Origin of the sequence: Cellulomonas septica (genome assembly GCF_012396155.1) — a bacterium.
In the GTDB taxonomy this organism is placed as follows: Bacteria; Actinomycetota; Actinomycetes; order Actinomycetales; family Cellulomonadaceae; genus Cellulomonas; species Cellulomonas septica.
This window is the reverse complement of record NZ_JAAXOY010000026.1, coordinates 1-13264: the sequence shown is the minus strand read 5'-3', so window position 1 is coordinate 13264 and position 13264 is coordinate 1. Positions and strand designations below refer to the sequence as shown.

Genomic DNA, 13264 nt, shown 5'->3' with positions numbered 1-13264 from the left:
CCCGACGTGCGGGTCGTCGGCGTGCAGGCCGCCCGCGCCGCCGCCTACCCGGCGTCGCTCGCGGTGCACCACCCGGTGCCCGCCCCCGAGCTGCGCACCATGGCGGACGGCATCGCGGTGGGGCTGCCCGGCAGCGTGCCGTTCGAGGTGCTCGACCGGCACCACCTCGAGGTCCGCACGGTCTCCGAGGAGGACATCTCCCGGGCCGTGCTGCTCGTCGCCGAGCGCGCCAAGCTGCTCGTCGAGCCGTCGGGGGCGGTCGCCGTCGCGGCGCTCATGGCGGCGCCCGGCACGTTCGAGGGTCCGGTCGTCGCGATCCTGTCCGGCGGCAACATCGACCCGCAGGTGCTCCTGCACGTCGTGCGGCACGGCCTCGCGTCGGCGGGGCGGTTCCTCGCGCTGCGCGTCCGGATCGACGACCGGCCGGGTGCGCTCGCGTCGCTGCTCCAGGACATCGCGGAGGCCGGCGGGAACGTCATGCACCTCACGCACGCCCGCACGGGGTCCGACCTCGCGTTCGACCAGGTCACCGTCTCGGCGCAGGTCGAGACGAAGGGGCCCGAGCACTGCGCGCAGGTCATGGCGCACCTGCGGGCGACGGGCTACCAGGTCCACGGCGACTGAGCCGCCGGCCGTGGCCGGGTCACGCCCCTGAACGCCGACGCGGCGCCCCCCTCAGCAGGGGAGCGCCGCGTCGAGGACCGTCGAGGTCAGGCGTCGAAGGGCTTCGCGCCGAGGATCTTGACCGGGATCTCGTTCCCGTTCGGGGCGGTGTACGACGTCTTGTCGCCCACCTTGGTGCCGTTGATCGCGGCGCCCAGCGGCGACGTCGGCGAGAACACGTCGATGTCCGCGGTCCCGGCGATCTCGCGCGAGCCCAGCAGGAACACCATCTCGTCGCCCGCGACCTCGGCGGTCACGACCATGCCGGGCTCGACGACGCCGTCGTCGGGCGGCGTGCCGATCTGGACGTTGCGGAGCTTGGCCTCGAGCTCGCGGATGCGGGCCTCCTGCTTCGCCTGCTCCTCGCGCGCGGCGTGGTAGCCGCCGTTCTCCTTGAGGTCGCCCTCGTCGCGGGCCGCGGCGATGCGCGCGGTGATCTCGTTCCGACCCTCGCCCTTGAGGCGGTCGAGCTCGGCCGAGAGCCGGTCGTAGGCCTCCTGCGTCAGCCACGTGGCCGCAGTCGTGTCGGTCACGATCGCTCCTTCCATGCATGCGTGCCGGTCGGTGACCGGCGGTTCGCCCCGGGGTGCCGCGCCGAGGTCGGCACGCACGTGGTGAGGCACGGTGATGAGGTGCACGCCGTTCCCACTCGGTCGCGTCGACCAGCGGTCACGCCGGACCGGGGCGGCGTGTGAAACGACCAGGATAGCGCACGGGGTCGGGCGGCCCCACGGACCCGCACGGTGAACCCGGGCGGACGAGCGCGGCCGACCCGCTCCCGTCGACGGGCTCCGTCGACCGGCTCAGTCGACCGGCGTGCAGCCCGCCACGACGCCCGACACGGCGAGCTCGGCGGTCTGCACGGTGACCGTGACACGCTGCGTCGCGGTGTCCGCAGGGCCGACCTCGACCGACCGGACGCCCACCTGCGCGTACGACTCCGAGAGCGCCTGCACCTGGCACGTGACCGTCGCGTCCCGGTCCTTGGTGACCTCGAACGTGACCTGCGTGGACGTCGGCCCGTCGACGCGGAACCCGACGTCCTTCCACTGCACCGGCTCGCGCACCACGCCGAGGCCCACCCAGGCGAGCACCACGACCGCGACCAGCACGAGCGCACCGAGACCGACGCGCCGGAGCGTGGTCGATCGGGACGTAGGCTCGGGTCCGTAGCGCCCGGCGGGCGGGCGCACGGCGGGGGACTGGCTCACAGGGCTCCTCGGCGACGGGACGGGCGGGGGCAGCGCGCGTCGTGTGCGCGATCATTGTCCCTCGTCCCCCCGCACGTCCCGAACGGAGGCCTCGCGTGACCGGAGAGCGGCTGCGCCTGATGGCGGTGCACGCCCACCCTGACGACGAGTCGAGCAAGGGTGCCGCCACGACGGCGATGTACGCGGCGCACGGCGTCGACGTCCTCGTCGTGACGTGCACGGGCGGGGAGCGCGGCGACGTGCTCAACCCGTCGTACGGCGAGGTCGAGGGCGGCATCGAGGGCATGCGGGCGGTGCGGACGGCCGAGATGGCCGCGGCCGCGCAGGCGCTCGGCGTCCGGCAGCACTGGCTGGGCTTCGTCGACTCGGGCCTGCCCGAGGGCGACCCGCTGCCGCCGCTCCCGGAGGGGTGCTTCGCGCTGCAGCCCCTCGAGGTCGCCTCGGCGCCGCTCGTCGAGCTGGTCCGCGAGTTCCGGCCGCACGTCGTCACGACGTACGACCCGTCGGGCGGCTACCCGCACCCGGACCACATCATGTGCCACCGCGTCGCGTACGAGGCGTACCACGCGGCCGGCGACCCCGAGCGCTACCGCGACCGCGGGGAGCCGTGGACGCCGCTCAAGCTGTACTACAACCACGGCTTCTCGATGAAGCGCATGCGCGCGATGCACGACGCGCTCGTCGCCGCGGGCCGGGAGTCGCCGTTCGGCGACTGGATCGACTCGCGGCAGGCCCGCGAGATCCCCGAGCGCACCGCGACGACGTTCGTGCCGGTCGCCGACTTCTTCCCGCAGCGCGACGCCGCGCTGCGCGCGCACGCGACCCAGATCGACCCCGACGGCTTCTTCTTCGCGATCCCGCGCGAGATCGAGCTCGCGCAGTGGCCGACCGAGGAGTACGAGCTCGCGCACTCGCACGTGCCGACGACGACGCCCGAGGACGACCTGTTCGCGGGCATCGCGCGGGTGGTGGGCGCGTGAGCCCGGTCGTGGCCCTGCTCGCGGCGGCGCCGAGCCCGTCGCCGAGCGACGTCGAGCTCACCGCACCCGGCGGCGGGTCGCCGGGGTTCATCGGCTTCGTCGTGACGTTCCTGCTCGCGGTGGCGGCGATCGGCCTGTTCCTGTCGCTGACCAAGCAGCTGCGCAAGGTCGACCGGCGCGCACGGCAGCTCGGGCTCGACGACGACGGCACCGGGTTCGCGTTCGGCACCCCGGGCGGCGACCAGCAGGACCAGTGGACCGTGCCGTTCCTGCTGCGCCACCTGCTCGGCGGGCTCGACCTGCAGGCCGCGATCGACGCGCCGTCGTGGCACTCGTCGCACGTCCCCGAGTCGTTCTACCCCCGCACGCACGTGCCGCGCGGGCTCGTCGCCGAGTCGCGCCTCGGTGCCGACGTGCTCGCCGCGCTCGCCGACCGCGGGCACGCCGTGCAGGACGCCGGGCCGTGGTCCCTCGGCCGGATCAGCGCCGCGGGCGTGCGCGCGGACGGGTTCCTCGTCGCGGCCGCCAACCCGCGCGGCATGCAGGGGTACGCCGTCGGGCGCTGACGCGCGTCGTCGGGCGCACCGGAGGTCCGACGTCTGGCGCGGTCGAGCCGCCTCGCTGTGCGCCCGCTGTGCGGGAGTTGCGCAAGTCGTCCGATGTCTACCTGCCGGTACGGCTGGTTGATGAGGGTTGCATGAGGATCTTCATGCGTACGGAGGCAAGAGGTCGGACCACTGCTAGCGTCCGAGCCATGCACGATGTCGTGGATGCTCATCTCCAGGTGTGGAACCCCGACGCCGTCCACTACCCCTGGATGACCGGGGATGTCGCCGCCGTCGAGCGCCCCTTCCGGGTCCCGGACGTCGAGTGCGACCTGGCCGACGAAGGCGTCGGGAAGGTCGTGCTCGTGCAGGCCGCGGACAACCGGGCGGACTCCGAGCTCATGCTCTTCCAGGCCCTCTCGTGCCCCCGCGTCGCCGGGGTCGTCGCGTGGGTGCCCCTCACCCAGCCCGAGGACGCCGCCGCGCAGCTCGACGCGTGGCGCATGGAGCCCGTCGTCGGCGTCGGGCACCGCGTCCACGAGGAGCCCGACCCGGCCTGGCTGCTCCAGCCCACCGTCGACGAGTCGCTCGGCCTCCTCGCCGAGCGCCGCCTCACGCTCGACCTGCCCGCGCACACGCCGACGCTGCTCGGCCACGTCGCGACGCTCGCCGAGAACCACCCCAAGCTCACGTTCGTCGTCCAGCACCTCGGCGCACCGCCCCTCGTCGCGCTGCGGCACGGCGAGCGCGACGCGTGGACCCACTGGTCCGCGATGCTCGGCGCCGTCGCCCAGCTCCCCAACGTCGTCGCCAAGCTCTCCGGCCTCGGCGCCGCCGCCGGGCCCGGCTGGACGTCCGAGCACCTGCAGCCCGCCGTCGACCGCGCGCTCGACCTGTTCGGACCCGACCGGCTCATGCTCGGCTCCAACTGGCCGTACGCCCTCGTCGACGGCGACTCCTACGGACGCGTCTGGCACGGGCTGCGCAGCACCATCGACCAGCTGCCCGACGACGCGCGCGACCTGATCCTCGGCGGGACGGCCAACCGCGTCTACGGCCTCCCGCTGGACGACCTCTGACCGACCGCGCCCGCGACGGCGCGCCACACGGAATACTGCAGACGTGTCCCGATCCGAGGATGTCGTCGACGGCATCAAGCAGATGATCCTGGACGGCCTGCTCGGGCCGGGTGACCGCCTGCCCGCGGAGAAGGAGCTCGCCGGCACGCTCGGTGTCTCCCGCGGCTCCCTGCGCGAGGGCGTCCGCGCCCTCGGCACCCTCGGGATCCTCGACTCCCGGCACGGCGACGGCACCTACGTCACGACGCTCGACCCGGCCCGGCTGCTCGCGCCCGTCTCGTTCGTCGCCGACCTCCAGCACGACGCCGAGTTCCACGCGGTCCGCCGCCTCCTCGAGACCGAGGCCGCCGGGCTCGCCGCCCTGCACATCGACGACGAGGACGTGCAGCTCGCGCGCGCCGCGCTCGACGAGTCCGCGCGCGCCCTGTCTGCCGACCCCCTCGACCACGAGCGGCTCGCCGCCGCCGACGTCGCGTTCCACGCCGTGATCGCCAGCGCGTCCGGCAACTCCGTGCTCGCCGCGCTCATCGACGGCATCGCCGGCCGCACCTCGCGCCGCCGACGCTCCCCGCACGACGACGGGCTCGAGGACCGGACGTTCGTCGAGCACGAGGCGATCCTCGCCGCGATCGTCGCGCGCGACCCCGACCGCGCACGACTGCGGATGGCGACGCACCTGCTGAGCCTCGAGGACGCGCTCACCGGCTCCGACGTCGCGACCGCCGACTCCGTCGCCGAGCCCGTCAGCGCCCGCTGACGCGTCGACGGGCGCGTCGTCCGCCGGTCACCGGACGGCGCTCACCCAGAGCGTCGGCGGATCCGCACGGCGGCCGGACGCTCGTCGCGGCCCGCCGTTCCGCCGGCGTGATCGCCACGCGGCGGGACGGTGAGGAGCGCGGGCGTTCACCTCGCGGGTCGACCGTCCTCCCGCGGGCGTCGACCTCGCGGATCGACCGTCGTCGGGCGGGCACTCGCCCTGCGGGCGACCGCCGTCAGTCGGGCACTCCCCGTGCGGGCCGCCCGTCAGCGGGCGGGCGTCGAGTCGCGCAGGACGACCTGGGTCGGGACGTGCGTGAGGCGCGGCTCGTCCGACGGCTCGGCGAGCGCGAGCTCGGTGGCCGCGATGCCGATGTCGACGAGCGGGATGCGGACCGTCGTCAGCGGCGGGACCACGTCACGCAGGGTCGAGATGTCGTCGAAGCCGGCCAGCGCCACGTCGCGCGGCACCTCGACGCCCGCGTCCCGCGCCGCCGCGAGCGCACCGAGCGCCATCACGTCGTTCACCGCGAACACGACCTCGGGCAGGTCACCGGCGCGGAGCAGCGCGCGCATCGCGTCCTCGCCACCCTCGTGCGTGAAGGCGCTCGCGATGACCGACTCCGCCGGGACCTCGACGCCGAGCTCCGCGAGCGCGGCGACGAACGCCTCGCGCCGCTCACGGGCGGTGAGGTGCCCGTCGGGGCCGCCGAGCACCGCGAACGACCGGTAGCCGCGCTCGTGCAGCGCGCGGGCCAGGTCCGCCGCACCCTGCGCGTTCGCGACGACGACCGCGTCGACGCCGAGCACCGGCTGGCCGATGACCGCCGCCGATCCGCCGACGGCGCGGTAGTCGGCCAGCGCATCACGCAGCTCGCCCGTCGTCTCGGGGTCGTCGAGGCGACCGCCCGCGATGACGATCGCGCGCGCCCGCTGGCGCTTGAGCAGGTCGACCAGTCCGGCCTCGCGGCTCGGGTCGTGCTGCGTGCTCGCGAGCGTGACCTGCAGGCCGGCACGGTCCGCGGCACGCGTGACGCCCGCCGCGATGGAGGAGAAGTAGGGGTCGGCGATGTCGTGGACGACGAGGCCGAGCGACGTCGTGCGGCCTCGCGCCATCGCCTGCGCGTTGGCGTCGGGGGTGTAGCGGAGCTTGGCCGCGGCGGCGAGCACCCGGTCGCGGAGGTCGGCGCGGACCGTGCGGTTCGCGCTGCCGTTGATGGCGCGCGACGCGGTCGCCAACGACACGCCCGCCTCGCGCGCGACGTCGCTGAGAGTCACCGATCCCGCCATGGTCGCAAGGGTAGGGGCTCGCCGTGTCACAGCGGTGGCACAGTCCGGCACGGGATGGGCCGACGCTGATCAGCGGGCTGCTCGGCGTGGTGGGAAAGCGGTATCCTGAGCATCTTCCTCCTCGAAGGGGCTCTCGACGATGACAGCCACCACCGCCCTGGCCGACGCCGTGCTCGTGCTGCGGCCCGACGACCACGTCGGCGTCGCGACGCGCGACCTGCAGGACGGCACGGTCCTCCGCCTCGGGTCCACCGACGAGGCCCGCGCTGTCCCCGCCACTGCCGTCGGTGTGCCAGCGGCGGTGCCGGGGAGCCCCCTCGGCGACGCCACGCTCACCGTGATCGGCGACGGCGACGCGTCCGCCCCCGCTGCCGCCGACGGTCCGGTCCTGGTCGTCCGGCAGAGCGTGCCGCGCGGGCACAAGCTCGCGCTGCGACCGGTGGCCGCCGGCGAGCAGGTGCGCAAGTACGGGCAGTCCATCGGGCGCGCCACGCGCGACATCGCCGTCGGGGACCACGTGCACACGCACAACCTCGGCATGGACGACGAGGACCGCGAGTACGAGTTCGGCACCGCGCGCGTCACCCTGCCCACGCCCGACGGACCGGCGCGCACGTTCGACGGCTACCGGCGGGCCGACGGGCGCTGGGGCACCCGCAACTACGTCGGCATCGTCACGTCCGTGAACTGCTCCGCGTCCACCGCGCGGCTCGTCGCGGACCAGTTCCGCGGCCGCGCGCTCGACGCGTTCCCGCACGTCGACGGGGTCGTCGCCCTCACCCACGACACCGGCTGCGGGCTGGTCCCCACGTCCGAGGGCGCCCAGATCACGCGGCGGACCCTGCGCGGGTACGCCGACCACCCCAACATCGCCGCCCTGCTCGTCCTCGGCCTCGGCTGCGAGATGCTGCCCGCGCAGTCGCTGCTCGACGGCCTCGACCTGCCCGCCGACAAGCCCGTCCGCACCCTCGTCATCCAGGAGAACGGCGGCATCCGCGCGACCGTCCGCGCCGGCGTCGCCGCCATCGAGGAGATGCTCCCGGCGATCGACGCGCTGCGCCGCTCCCCCGCCCCCGTGTCCGAGCTCGTGCTCGGCCTCAACTGCGGCGGCTCCGACGGGTACTCCGGCATCACCGCCAACCCCGCTCTCGGGTACGCGTCCGACCTGCTCGTCGCGCGCGGCGGCACGTCGATCCTGGCCGAGACCCCCGAGGTGTTCGGCGCCGAGCACCTCCTGCTGCGACGCGCCGCGTCCCGCGACGTCGGCCAGAAGCTGCTCGACCGCATCGACTGGTGGAAGCAGTACACCGCGGCCGGCGGCGGCACCCTCGACAACAACCCGTCGCCCGGCAACAAGGCCGGCGGGCTCACGACGATCCTCGAGAAGTCGCTCGGCGCCGTCGCCAAGGGCGGCACCGCCGAGCTCACGGCCGTGTACGAGTACGCCGAGCCCGTCCGTGCCCGCGGGTTCACCTTCATGGACACGCCCGGCTACGACCCGGTGTCCGTGACGGGCATCGTCGCGGGCGGCGCGACCGTCGTCGTCTTCACCACGGGCCGCGGGTCCGTCCTCGGCTGCAAGCCGACACCGTCCATCAAGGTCGCGACCAACACCGCGACCTACCTGCGGATGCGCGAGGACATGGACCTCAACGCCGGGCGGATCGTCGACGGCACGGCGACCGTCGCGTCGCTCGGCGAGGAGCTGTTCGACCTGATCATCGAGGTCGCGTCGGGGCGCCAGACCGTCTCCGAGGAGCTCGACCTCGGCGCCGACGAGTTCGTCCCCTGGCAGCTCGGCGCCGTCACCTGACGGTCGGCGCCGCCACCGACCGTCAGCTCGGTCACCCGAGCCTCCGCGCGACACCCGACCGCCGGCTCCGGCGCCGACGTCCGCGCCCTCACCCGGGGGTCCCAGCCATCACTCGGGGATCCAAGCCATCACCCGGGGATCCGAGCCATCACCCTGGGATCCGAGCCATCACCCGGGGATCCGAGCCATCACCCGGCCGTCCGCGCCCACACCGACCGACCATCGGCGCCGTCGCCACCATCGGCGTCGTCTCCTGACCGCCGGTGCGTCACAGGCCACGGTCAGCCTCCGCGAGGACGACCACGCCCCGCCCGGCGTGACCCGAGCGGGGCGTGTGCTGCCGGCGCGGTCAGCCGGTGCGACCGGTGCGACCGGTTTCGGTCAGCGGTCGACGCGGGCGCCGCCACCGCCGGCGAGCTTGAGCACCTCGGCCTTCGTCACCATCGTCGTGTCGCCGGGCGTCGTCATGGCGAGCGCGCCGTGCGCGGCGCCGTACTCGACGGCGGTCGCGAGCCCTTCGCCGGCGATCAGTCCGTACGCGAGCCCGGACGCGAACGAGTCGCCCCCGCCGACGCGGTCGAGGATCTCGAGCCGCTCGCGGTGGGTCGCTCGGACGACACCGGTCTCGCGGGACCAGGCCAGCGCGCCCCAGTCGTTGACCGACGCGCTCCGGACCGTCCGCAGGGTCGTCGCGATGACCTTGAAGTTCGGGTACGCCTCGGCGACGCGGTCGATCATCGCGGCGAACGAGCCGATCTCGAGCTCGCTGAGGTTCTCGTCGACGCCCTCGACCTCGAAGCCCAGCGAGGCGGTGAAGTCCTCCTCGTTGCCGATCATCACGTCGATGAACGGGGCGATCGCGCGGTTGACCTCCTGTGCGCGGGCCTGACCGCCGATCGCCTTCCAGAGGCTCGGCCGGTAGTTGAGGTCGTAGGAGACGACCGTCCCGTGCTTGCGCGCGACCGTGACGGCCTCGATGACGGTCTCGGCAGCGCTGTCCGAGAGCGCCGCGAAGATCCCGCCGGTGTGGAACCAGCGGACGCCCAGGTCGCCGAACAGGTGCTCCCAGTCGATGTCCCCGGGCGCCAGCTGCGCGGCGGCGGTGTGGCCGCGGTCGCTCACGCCGACGGCGCCGCGGACGCCGAAGCCTCGCTCGGTGAAGTTGAGACCGTTGCGCACGGCCCGCCCCACGCCGTCGTACGGGACCCACTTGACGAACTGCGTGTCCAGACCGCCCGTGAGGATGCAGTCCTCGACGAGCCGGCCGACCTCGTTGTCCGCGAGCGCCGTCACGATCGCTGTCCGCAGCCCGAAGGCGCGTCGCAGGCCGCGCGAGACGTTGTACTCGCCGCCGCCCTCCCACACGCGGAAGGACCGCGTCGTCCGGATGCGGCCCTCTCCCGGGTCGAGGCGCAGCATGACCTCCCCGAGCGACACCGCGTCGTAGCGCGTCTCCTCGGCCGGGCGGATCACCAGGTCGGACATGGGTCAGCTCCTCGTGCTGTCGTGCGGTCCCGGAGGACGGCGGTCGGGCGGTCGTCCCGCGGGCCGTCAGGAACCGGCCGCCGGACGGTCAGGACGGGTGGACGAGACGGTGGGTCGTGCCGCGGGGCGGGTCACGACCCCGTCGTCGTGAGGGCGACGGCCGCCGCGGTGAGGGCGCGGATGCCGTCGAGGTCGCCTGCGTTGACGAGGTCCTTCGGCACCATCCAGGAGCCCCCGACGGCGCGGACGCTCGGCAGCGCGAGGTACTCGGCGAGGTTGCCGGGGCCGATGCCGCCGGTCGGCACGAAGCCGACGCCACCGAACGGAGCGGCGAGCGCGGCGACCGCGGCGGCTCCGCCCGACGATCCGGCGGGGAAGAACTTGACGGTCGACACGCCGAGCTCGAGCGCGGCCATGACCTCGGTCGCGGTGACGGCCCCGGGGAGCGCGAGAACCCCGTGCTCCTGACACCGCTCGACGACGGCGCGACTCGTCCCGGGCGAGACGACGAACTGGGCGCCCGCCGCGACCGCCTGGTCGACCTGCGCGACGGTGAGGACGGTCCCGGCGCCGACGAGCACGTCGCCACGGGCGCTCATCGCGCGGATCGCGTCGGGAGCCGCGGCGGTCCGGAAGGTCACCTCGGCGACCGGCAGCCCGCCGGCCACGAGCGCCTTCGCGAGCGGGTCGGCGTGCGCCGCGTCGTCCAGGACGACCACCGGCACGAGGCGGTGCGCCCCGAGACGGTCGAGGATGTCGGTGTCGCTCACGCGTGCTCCTTCGCAGCGGTGGCCAGGGCCGGCTCGAGCGGGAAAGCGTTTCCCGTCTTCGGAGCAGCATACGCCTCCCGCGGGATCCGGTAGGCCAGGTCGACCGCGGACTCGATCGCCTCGTCGAGGTCGAGCCGGTGCTCGGCCACCAGCCGCGCGAGGAAGCCGGCGTCGATCCGGCGGGCGAGGTCGTGGCGGGCCGGGATCGAGCAGAACGCGCGCGTGTCGTCCACGAAGCCGGTCGTGTTGTAGAGGCCCGCCGTGTCCGTGACGGCCTCCCGGTACCGCCGCATGCCGTCCGGGGTGTCGAGGAACCACCAGGGCGCACCCAGCCGGACGGCCGGGTACACGCCCGCCAGCGGGGCCAGCTCACGGCTGAAGGTGTCCTCGTCGACCGTGAACAGCACGAGCCGCAGGTTCGGGTGGTGCCCGAACGACTCGAGCAGCGGGCGCAGGGCGTGCACGTACTCGGTCGGCACGGGGATGTCGTAGCCGACGTCCGGCCCTCGCGCCGCGAACACCGCCGGGTCGTGGTCCCGGAGCACGCCGGGATGGAGCTGCATGACGAGCCCGTCCTCGGTGGACATGCGCGCCATCTCGAAGAGCATGTGACCCGAGAAGGCCGCCGCGTCCCGCTCGTCGACCCGGCCCCGCAGCGCATCGGCGACGATCCTCTCCGCGACCGAGTCGTCGAGCGGCACGGCGTCGGCGGACAGGTGCCCGTGGTCCGTCGCTCGCGCGCCGGCCGCGACGAAGGCCCGGCGGCGCTCCTCGAGCGCCGACACCAGGTCCCGGTAGCTCCCGATGGTCGTGCCGGTCACCGCGCCCAGCCGCTCGACATCGGCACGCCAGCCCGGGCGCGCGACGTGCAGGAGCGCGTCGGGCCGGAAGGTCGGCACGACCTTGTCGCCCCAGCCCTCGGCCGCGAGCGCGGCATGGTCGGGCAGCGTCGAGGTCGCCGGGTCGGTCGTCGCCAGAATCTCGATCCCGAACCGCTCGAACAGCGCCCGTGGCCGGTAGGCCGGGTCCGAGAGGCGCTCCACCAGGTGGTCGTAGACGCGGTCGGCCGAGTCGGCCGAGAGTCGCTCCCGCACGCCGAGCACGTCCACGAGCACGTGCTCCATCCAGTACCGCGTGGGCGTGCCGCGGAACAGGTGCCAGTGCGACGCGAAGGTCCGCCAGACGGCACGCGGGTCCGCCTCGACCGGACGCCCGTCGAGTCGCGGGACGCCCATCGCGTCGTGCGGGACTCCCTGCGAGACGAGCATGCGGACGAGGTAGTGGTCGGGGACCACGAGCAGCGCGGCAGGGTCGGGAAACGGATCGTCGCGCGCGAGGAGGCCGGCGTCGACGTGGCCGTGCATCGAGACGATCGGCAGCCGCAGCGTCTGGTCGACGATCTCCCGTGCGATGGGACGGACGACGGGGTCGCTCGGCAGCGCTCGGTCGGGGTGAAGGGGCCAGTCGGCGGGCGCCATCGGTGCGACCTCCTCGTCGAGCCGGTCGCGCATCGGCGAGGCGATGCCATGAACGGCGTGCAATCGGTTTCATCGCCGAGCCAAGCAGGTGGACGCTCAATCCGCAAGGTCTCGCCGCACATCTGTTCGAATCGTGGGAACGGGTTGTCCCGCAGGTCTCAGACGTGCTGCAATCGCATTCATCGCTGCGCCATCGACTCGTCGTCGACCGAGCAGCACGACCGGGAGGAGGGCACCTGTGGTGGTGACGCTGCGCGACGTCGCACGCCTGGCAGGGGTGTCCCCTGCCACGGCGTCCCGGGCGCTGAGCGCCCCCGACCTCGTCGCGCCCGAGCGTCGCGAGCAGGTGCAGCGCGCCGCGCGCGAGCTCGGCTACCGGCCCAACCGCGCGGCGCGCGAGCTCATCACCGGACGCACGGGCAACCTCTGCCTCGTCGTGCCCGACCTCGAGAACCCGTTCTTCGCCGCCGTCGCCAAGGGGGTGCAGGCGCGCGCCCGGACGCTCGGCCACGCCGTCTTCGTCGCGGACGCCGAGGAGGACCCGCGCATGGAGTCCGAGCTGGTCGCGCACCTGGGCGGTCAGGTGGACGGCGCGATCCTCTGCTCCCCGCGGATGGCCGACGCCGACCTGGACCGCCTCGCGGAGGAGGTCCCGCTCGTCCTGGTCAACCGTGAGCACGGCACGCTGCCCTCCGTCGTGATCGACAACGCCGACGGTGTCCGACAGGCCGTCACGCACCTGCACGCGCTGGGCCACCGGCGCCTCGCCTACGCGGGCGGGCCGACCGACTCGTGGTCGGACACCCGGCGCCGGCACGGGCTGCGGGACGTGTCGCACGGCCTCAGCGACGTCGAGGTGGTCGACCTCGGTCACTTCGCCCCGGTGTTCGCGGGCGGCGTCGCGGCGGCCGACCTCGTCGCGGCGAGCGGTGCGACGGCGGTCCTCGCGCACAACGACCTCGTCGCGCTCGGCATCCTCAACCGGCTCCAGGCCCGCGGCTTGCGCGTGCCGGAGGACGTCTCCGTCGTCGGCTACGACGACATCCCCGCCGCGACGCTCGTGTCCCCGGCCCTCACGACGGTGACCGTGCCGCTCGCCCGCCTCGGTCGCGAGTCGGTCGACCTGCTCGTCGCGAGCGGCCTGCGCGCCGGCCGGCAGACGCCCGCCGAGCGCGCGATCGCCGCGGCCCTAGG

13 protein-coding genes are annotated in these 13264 nt (G+C 74.2%); 7 read left to right on the top strand and 6 right to left on the bottom strand.

Annotation, left to right across the window (positions count from 1 at the left end):
* Nucleotides 1-624: pyridoxal-phosphate dependent enzyme (locus HGA02_RS02585; protein ID WP_168677250.1), on the top strand; the 624-nt coding region annotated here is incomplete at its 5' end.
* Between the two features lie 86 nt (nt 625-710).
* Here HGA02_RS02585 and greA read toward each other — a convergent pair.
* On the bottom strand, nt 711-1196 hold the full coding sequence (gene greA / locus HGA02_RS02580) for a transcription elongation factor GreA (protein WP_168677248.1): 486 nt from the start codon (nt 1194-1196) through the stop codon (nt 711-713).
* Between the two features lie 270 nt (nt 1197-1466).
* Nucleotides 1467-1874 (bottom strand): DUF4307 domain-containing protein, encoded by a 408-nt coding sequence (locus tag HGA02_RS02575; RefSeq protein WP_168677246.1) that lies wholly within the window; start codon nt 1872-1874, stop codon nt 1467-1469.
* A 119-nt stretch (nt 1875-1993) separates the two neighbouring features.
* On the opposite strand from HGA02_RS02575, the gene mca reads away from it, so the two are divergent.
* The 4 genes from mca to HGA02_RS02555 all read left to right on the top strand — a co-directional run bounded on the left by mca (nt 1994) and on the right by HGA02_RS02555 (nt 5235).
* Nucleotides 1994-2854: a mycothiol conjugate amidase Mca gene (gene mca / locus HGA02_RS02570; RefSeq protein WP_210728070.1), complete on the top strand. Its 861-nt coding sequence runs from the start codon at nt 1994-1996 to the stop codon at nt 2852-2854.
* The gene (locus HGA02_RS02565) at nt 2851-3420 is read left to right on the top strand and encodes a gamma-glutamyltransferase (protein ID WP_343035222.1); all 570 of its coding nucleotides are present in this window, start codon (nt 2851-2853) and stop codon (nt 3418-3420) included. Before mca ends, HGA02_RS02565 begins: the two co-directional genes overlap by 4 nt.
* 188 nt (nt 3421-3608) lie before the next feature.
* Nucleotides 3609-4478 (top strand): amidohydrolase family protein, encoded by an 870-nt coding sequence (locus HGA02_RS02560; RefSeq protein ID WP_168677242.1) that lies wholly within the window; start codon nt 3609-3611, stop codon nt 4476-4478.
* 43 nt (nt 4479-4521) lie between these two features.
* Entirely contained in the window at nt 4522-5235 is a 714-nt protein-coding gene (locus tag HGA02_RS02555) for an FCD domain-containing protein (RefSeq protein ID WP_168677239.1), read from the top strand.
* A gap of 266 nt (nt 5236-5501) precedes the next feature.
* Here the strand turns inward: HGA02_RS02555 and HGA02_RS02550 are convergent, their stop codons facing one another.
* Nucleotides 5502-6524, bottom strand: coding sequence for a LacI family DNA-binding transcriptional regulator (locus HGA02_RS02550; protein WP_124341415.1), 1023 nt, complete (start codon nt 6522-6524; stop codon nt 5502-5504).
* Between the two features lie 139 nt (nt 6525-6663).
* Between HGA02_RS02550 and HGA02_RS02545 the strand changes: the two genes are divergently transcribed.
* Nucleotides 6664-8337 (top strand): UxaA family hydrolase, encoded by a 1674-nt coding sequence (locus HGA02_RS02545; protein WP_168677237.1) that lies wholly within the window; start codon nt 6664-6666, stop codon nt 8335-8337.
* A 381-nt stretch (nt 8338-8718) separates the two neighbouring features.
* Here HGA02_RS02545 and HGA02_RS02540 read toward each other — a convergent pair whose 3' ends face one another.
* The 3 genes from HGA02_RS02540 to uxaC form a co-directional block, all read right to left on the bottom strand.
* A complete protein-coding gene (locus HGA02_RS02540; protein ID WP_168677235.1) occupies nt 8719-9822 on the bottom strand; it encodes a sugar kinase in 1104 nt (367 codons plus the stop codon).
* Between the two features lie 131 nt (nt 9823-9953).
* Entirely contained in the window at nt 9954-10592 is a 639-nt protein-coding gene (gene eda / locus HGA02_RS02535; protein WP_168677231.1) for a bifunctional 4-hydroxy-2-oxoglutarate aldolase/2-dehydro-3-deoxy-phosphogluconate aldolase, read from the bottom strand.
* The gene (gene uxaC, locus HGA02_RS02530; protein WP_246247327.1) at nt 10589-12103 is read right to left on the bottom strand and encodes a glucuronate isomerase; all 1515 of its coding nucleotides are present in this window, start codon (nt 12101-12103) and stop codon (nt 10589-10591) included. The genes eda and uxaC overlap by 4 nt, the downstream gene beginning before the upstream one ends.
* Before the next feature lie 211 nt (nt 12104-12314).
* Between uxaC and HGA02_RS02525 the strand changes: the two genes are divergently transcribed.
* The coding region (locus HGA02_RS02525) for a LacI family DNA-binding transcriptional regulator (protein WP_343035219.1) at nt 12315-13264 on the top strand (950 nt) is incomplete at its 3' end.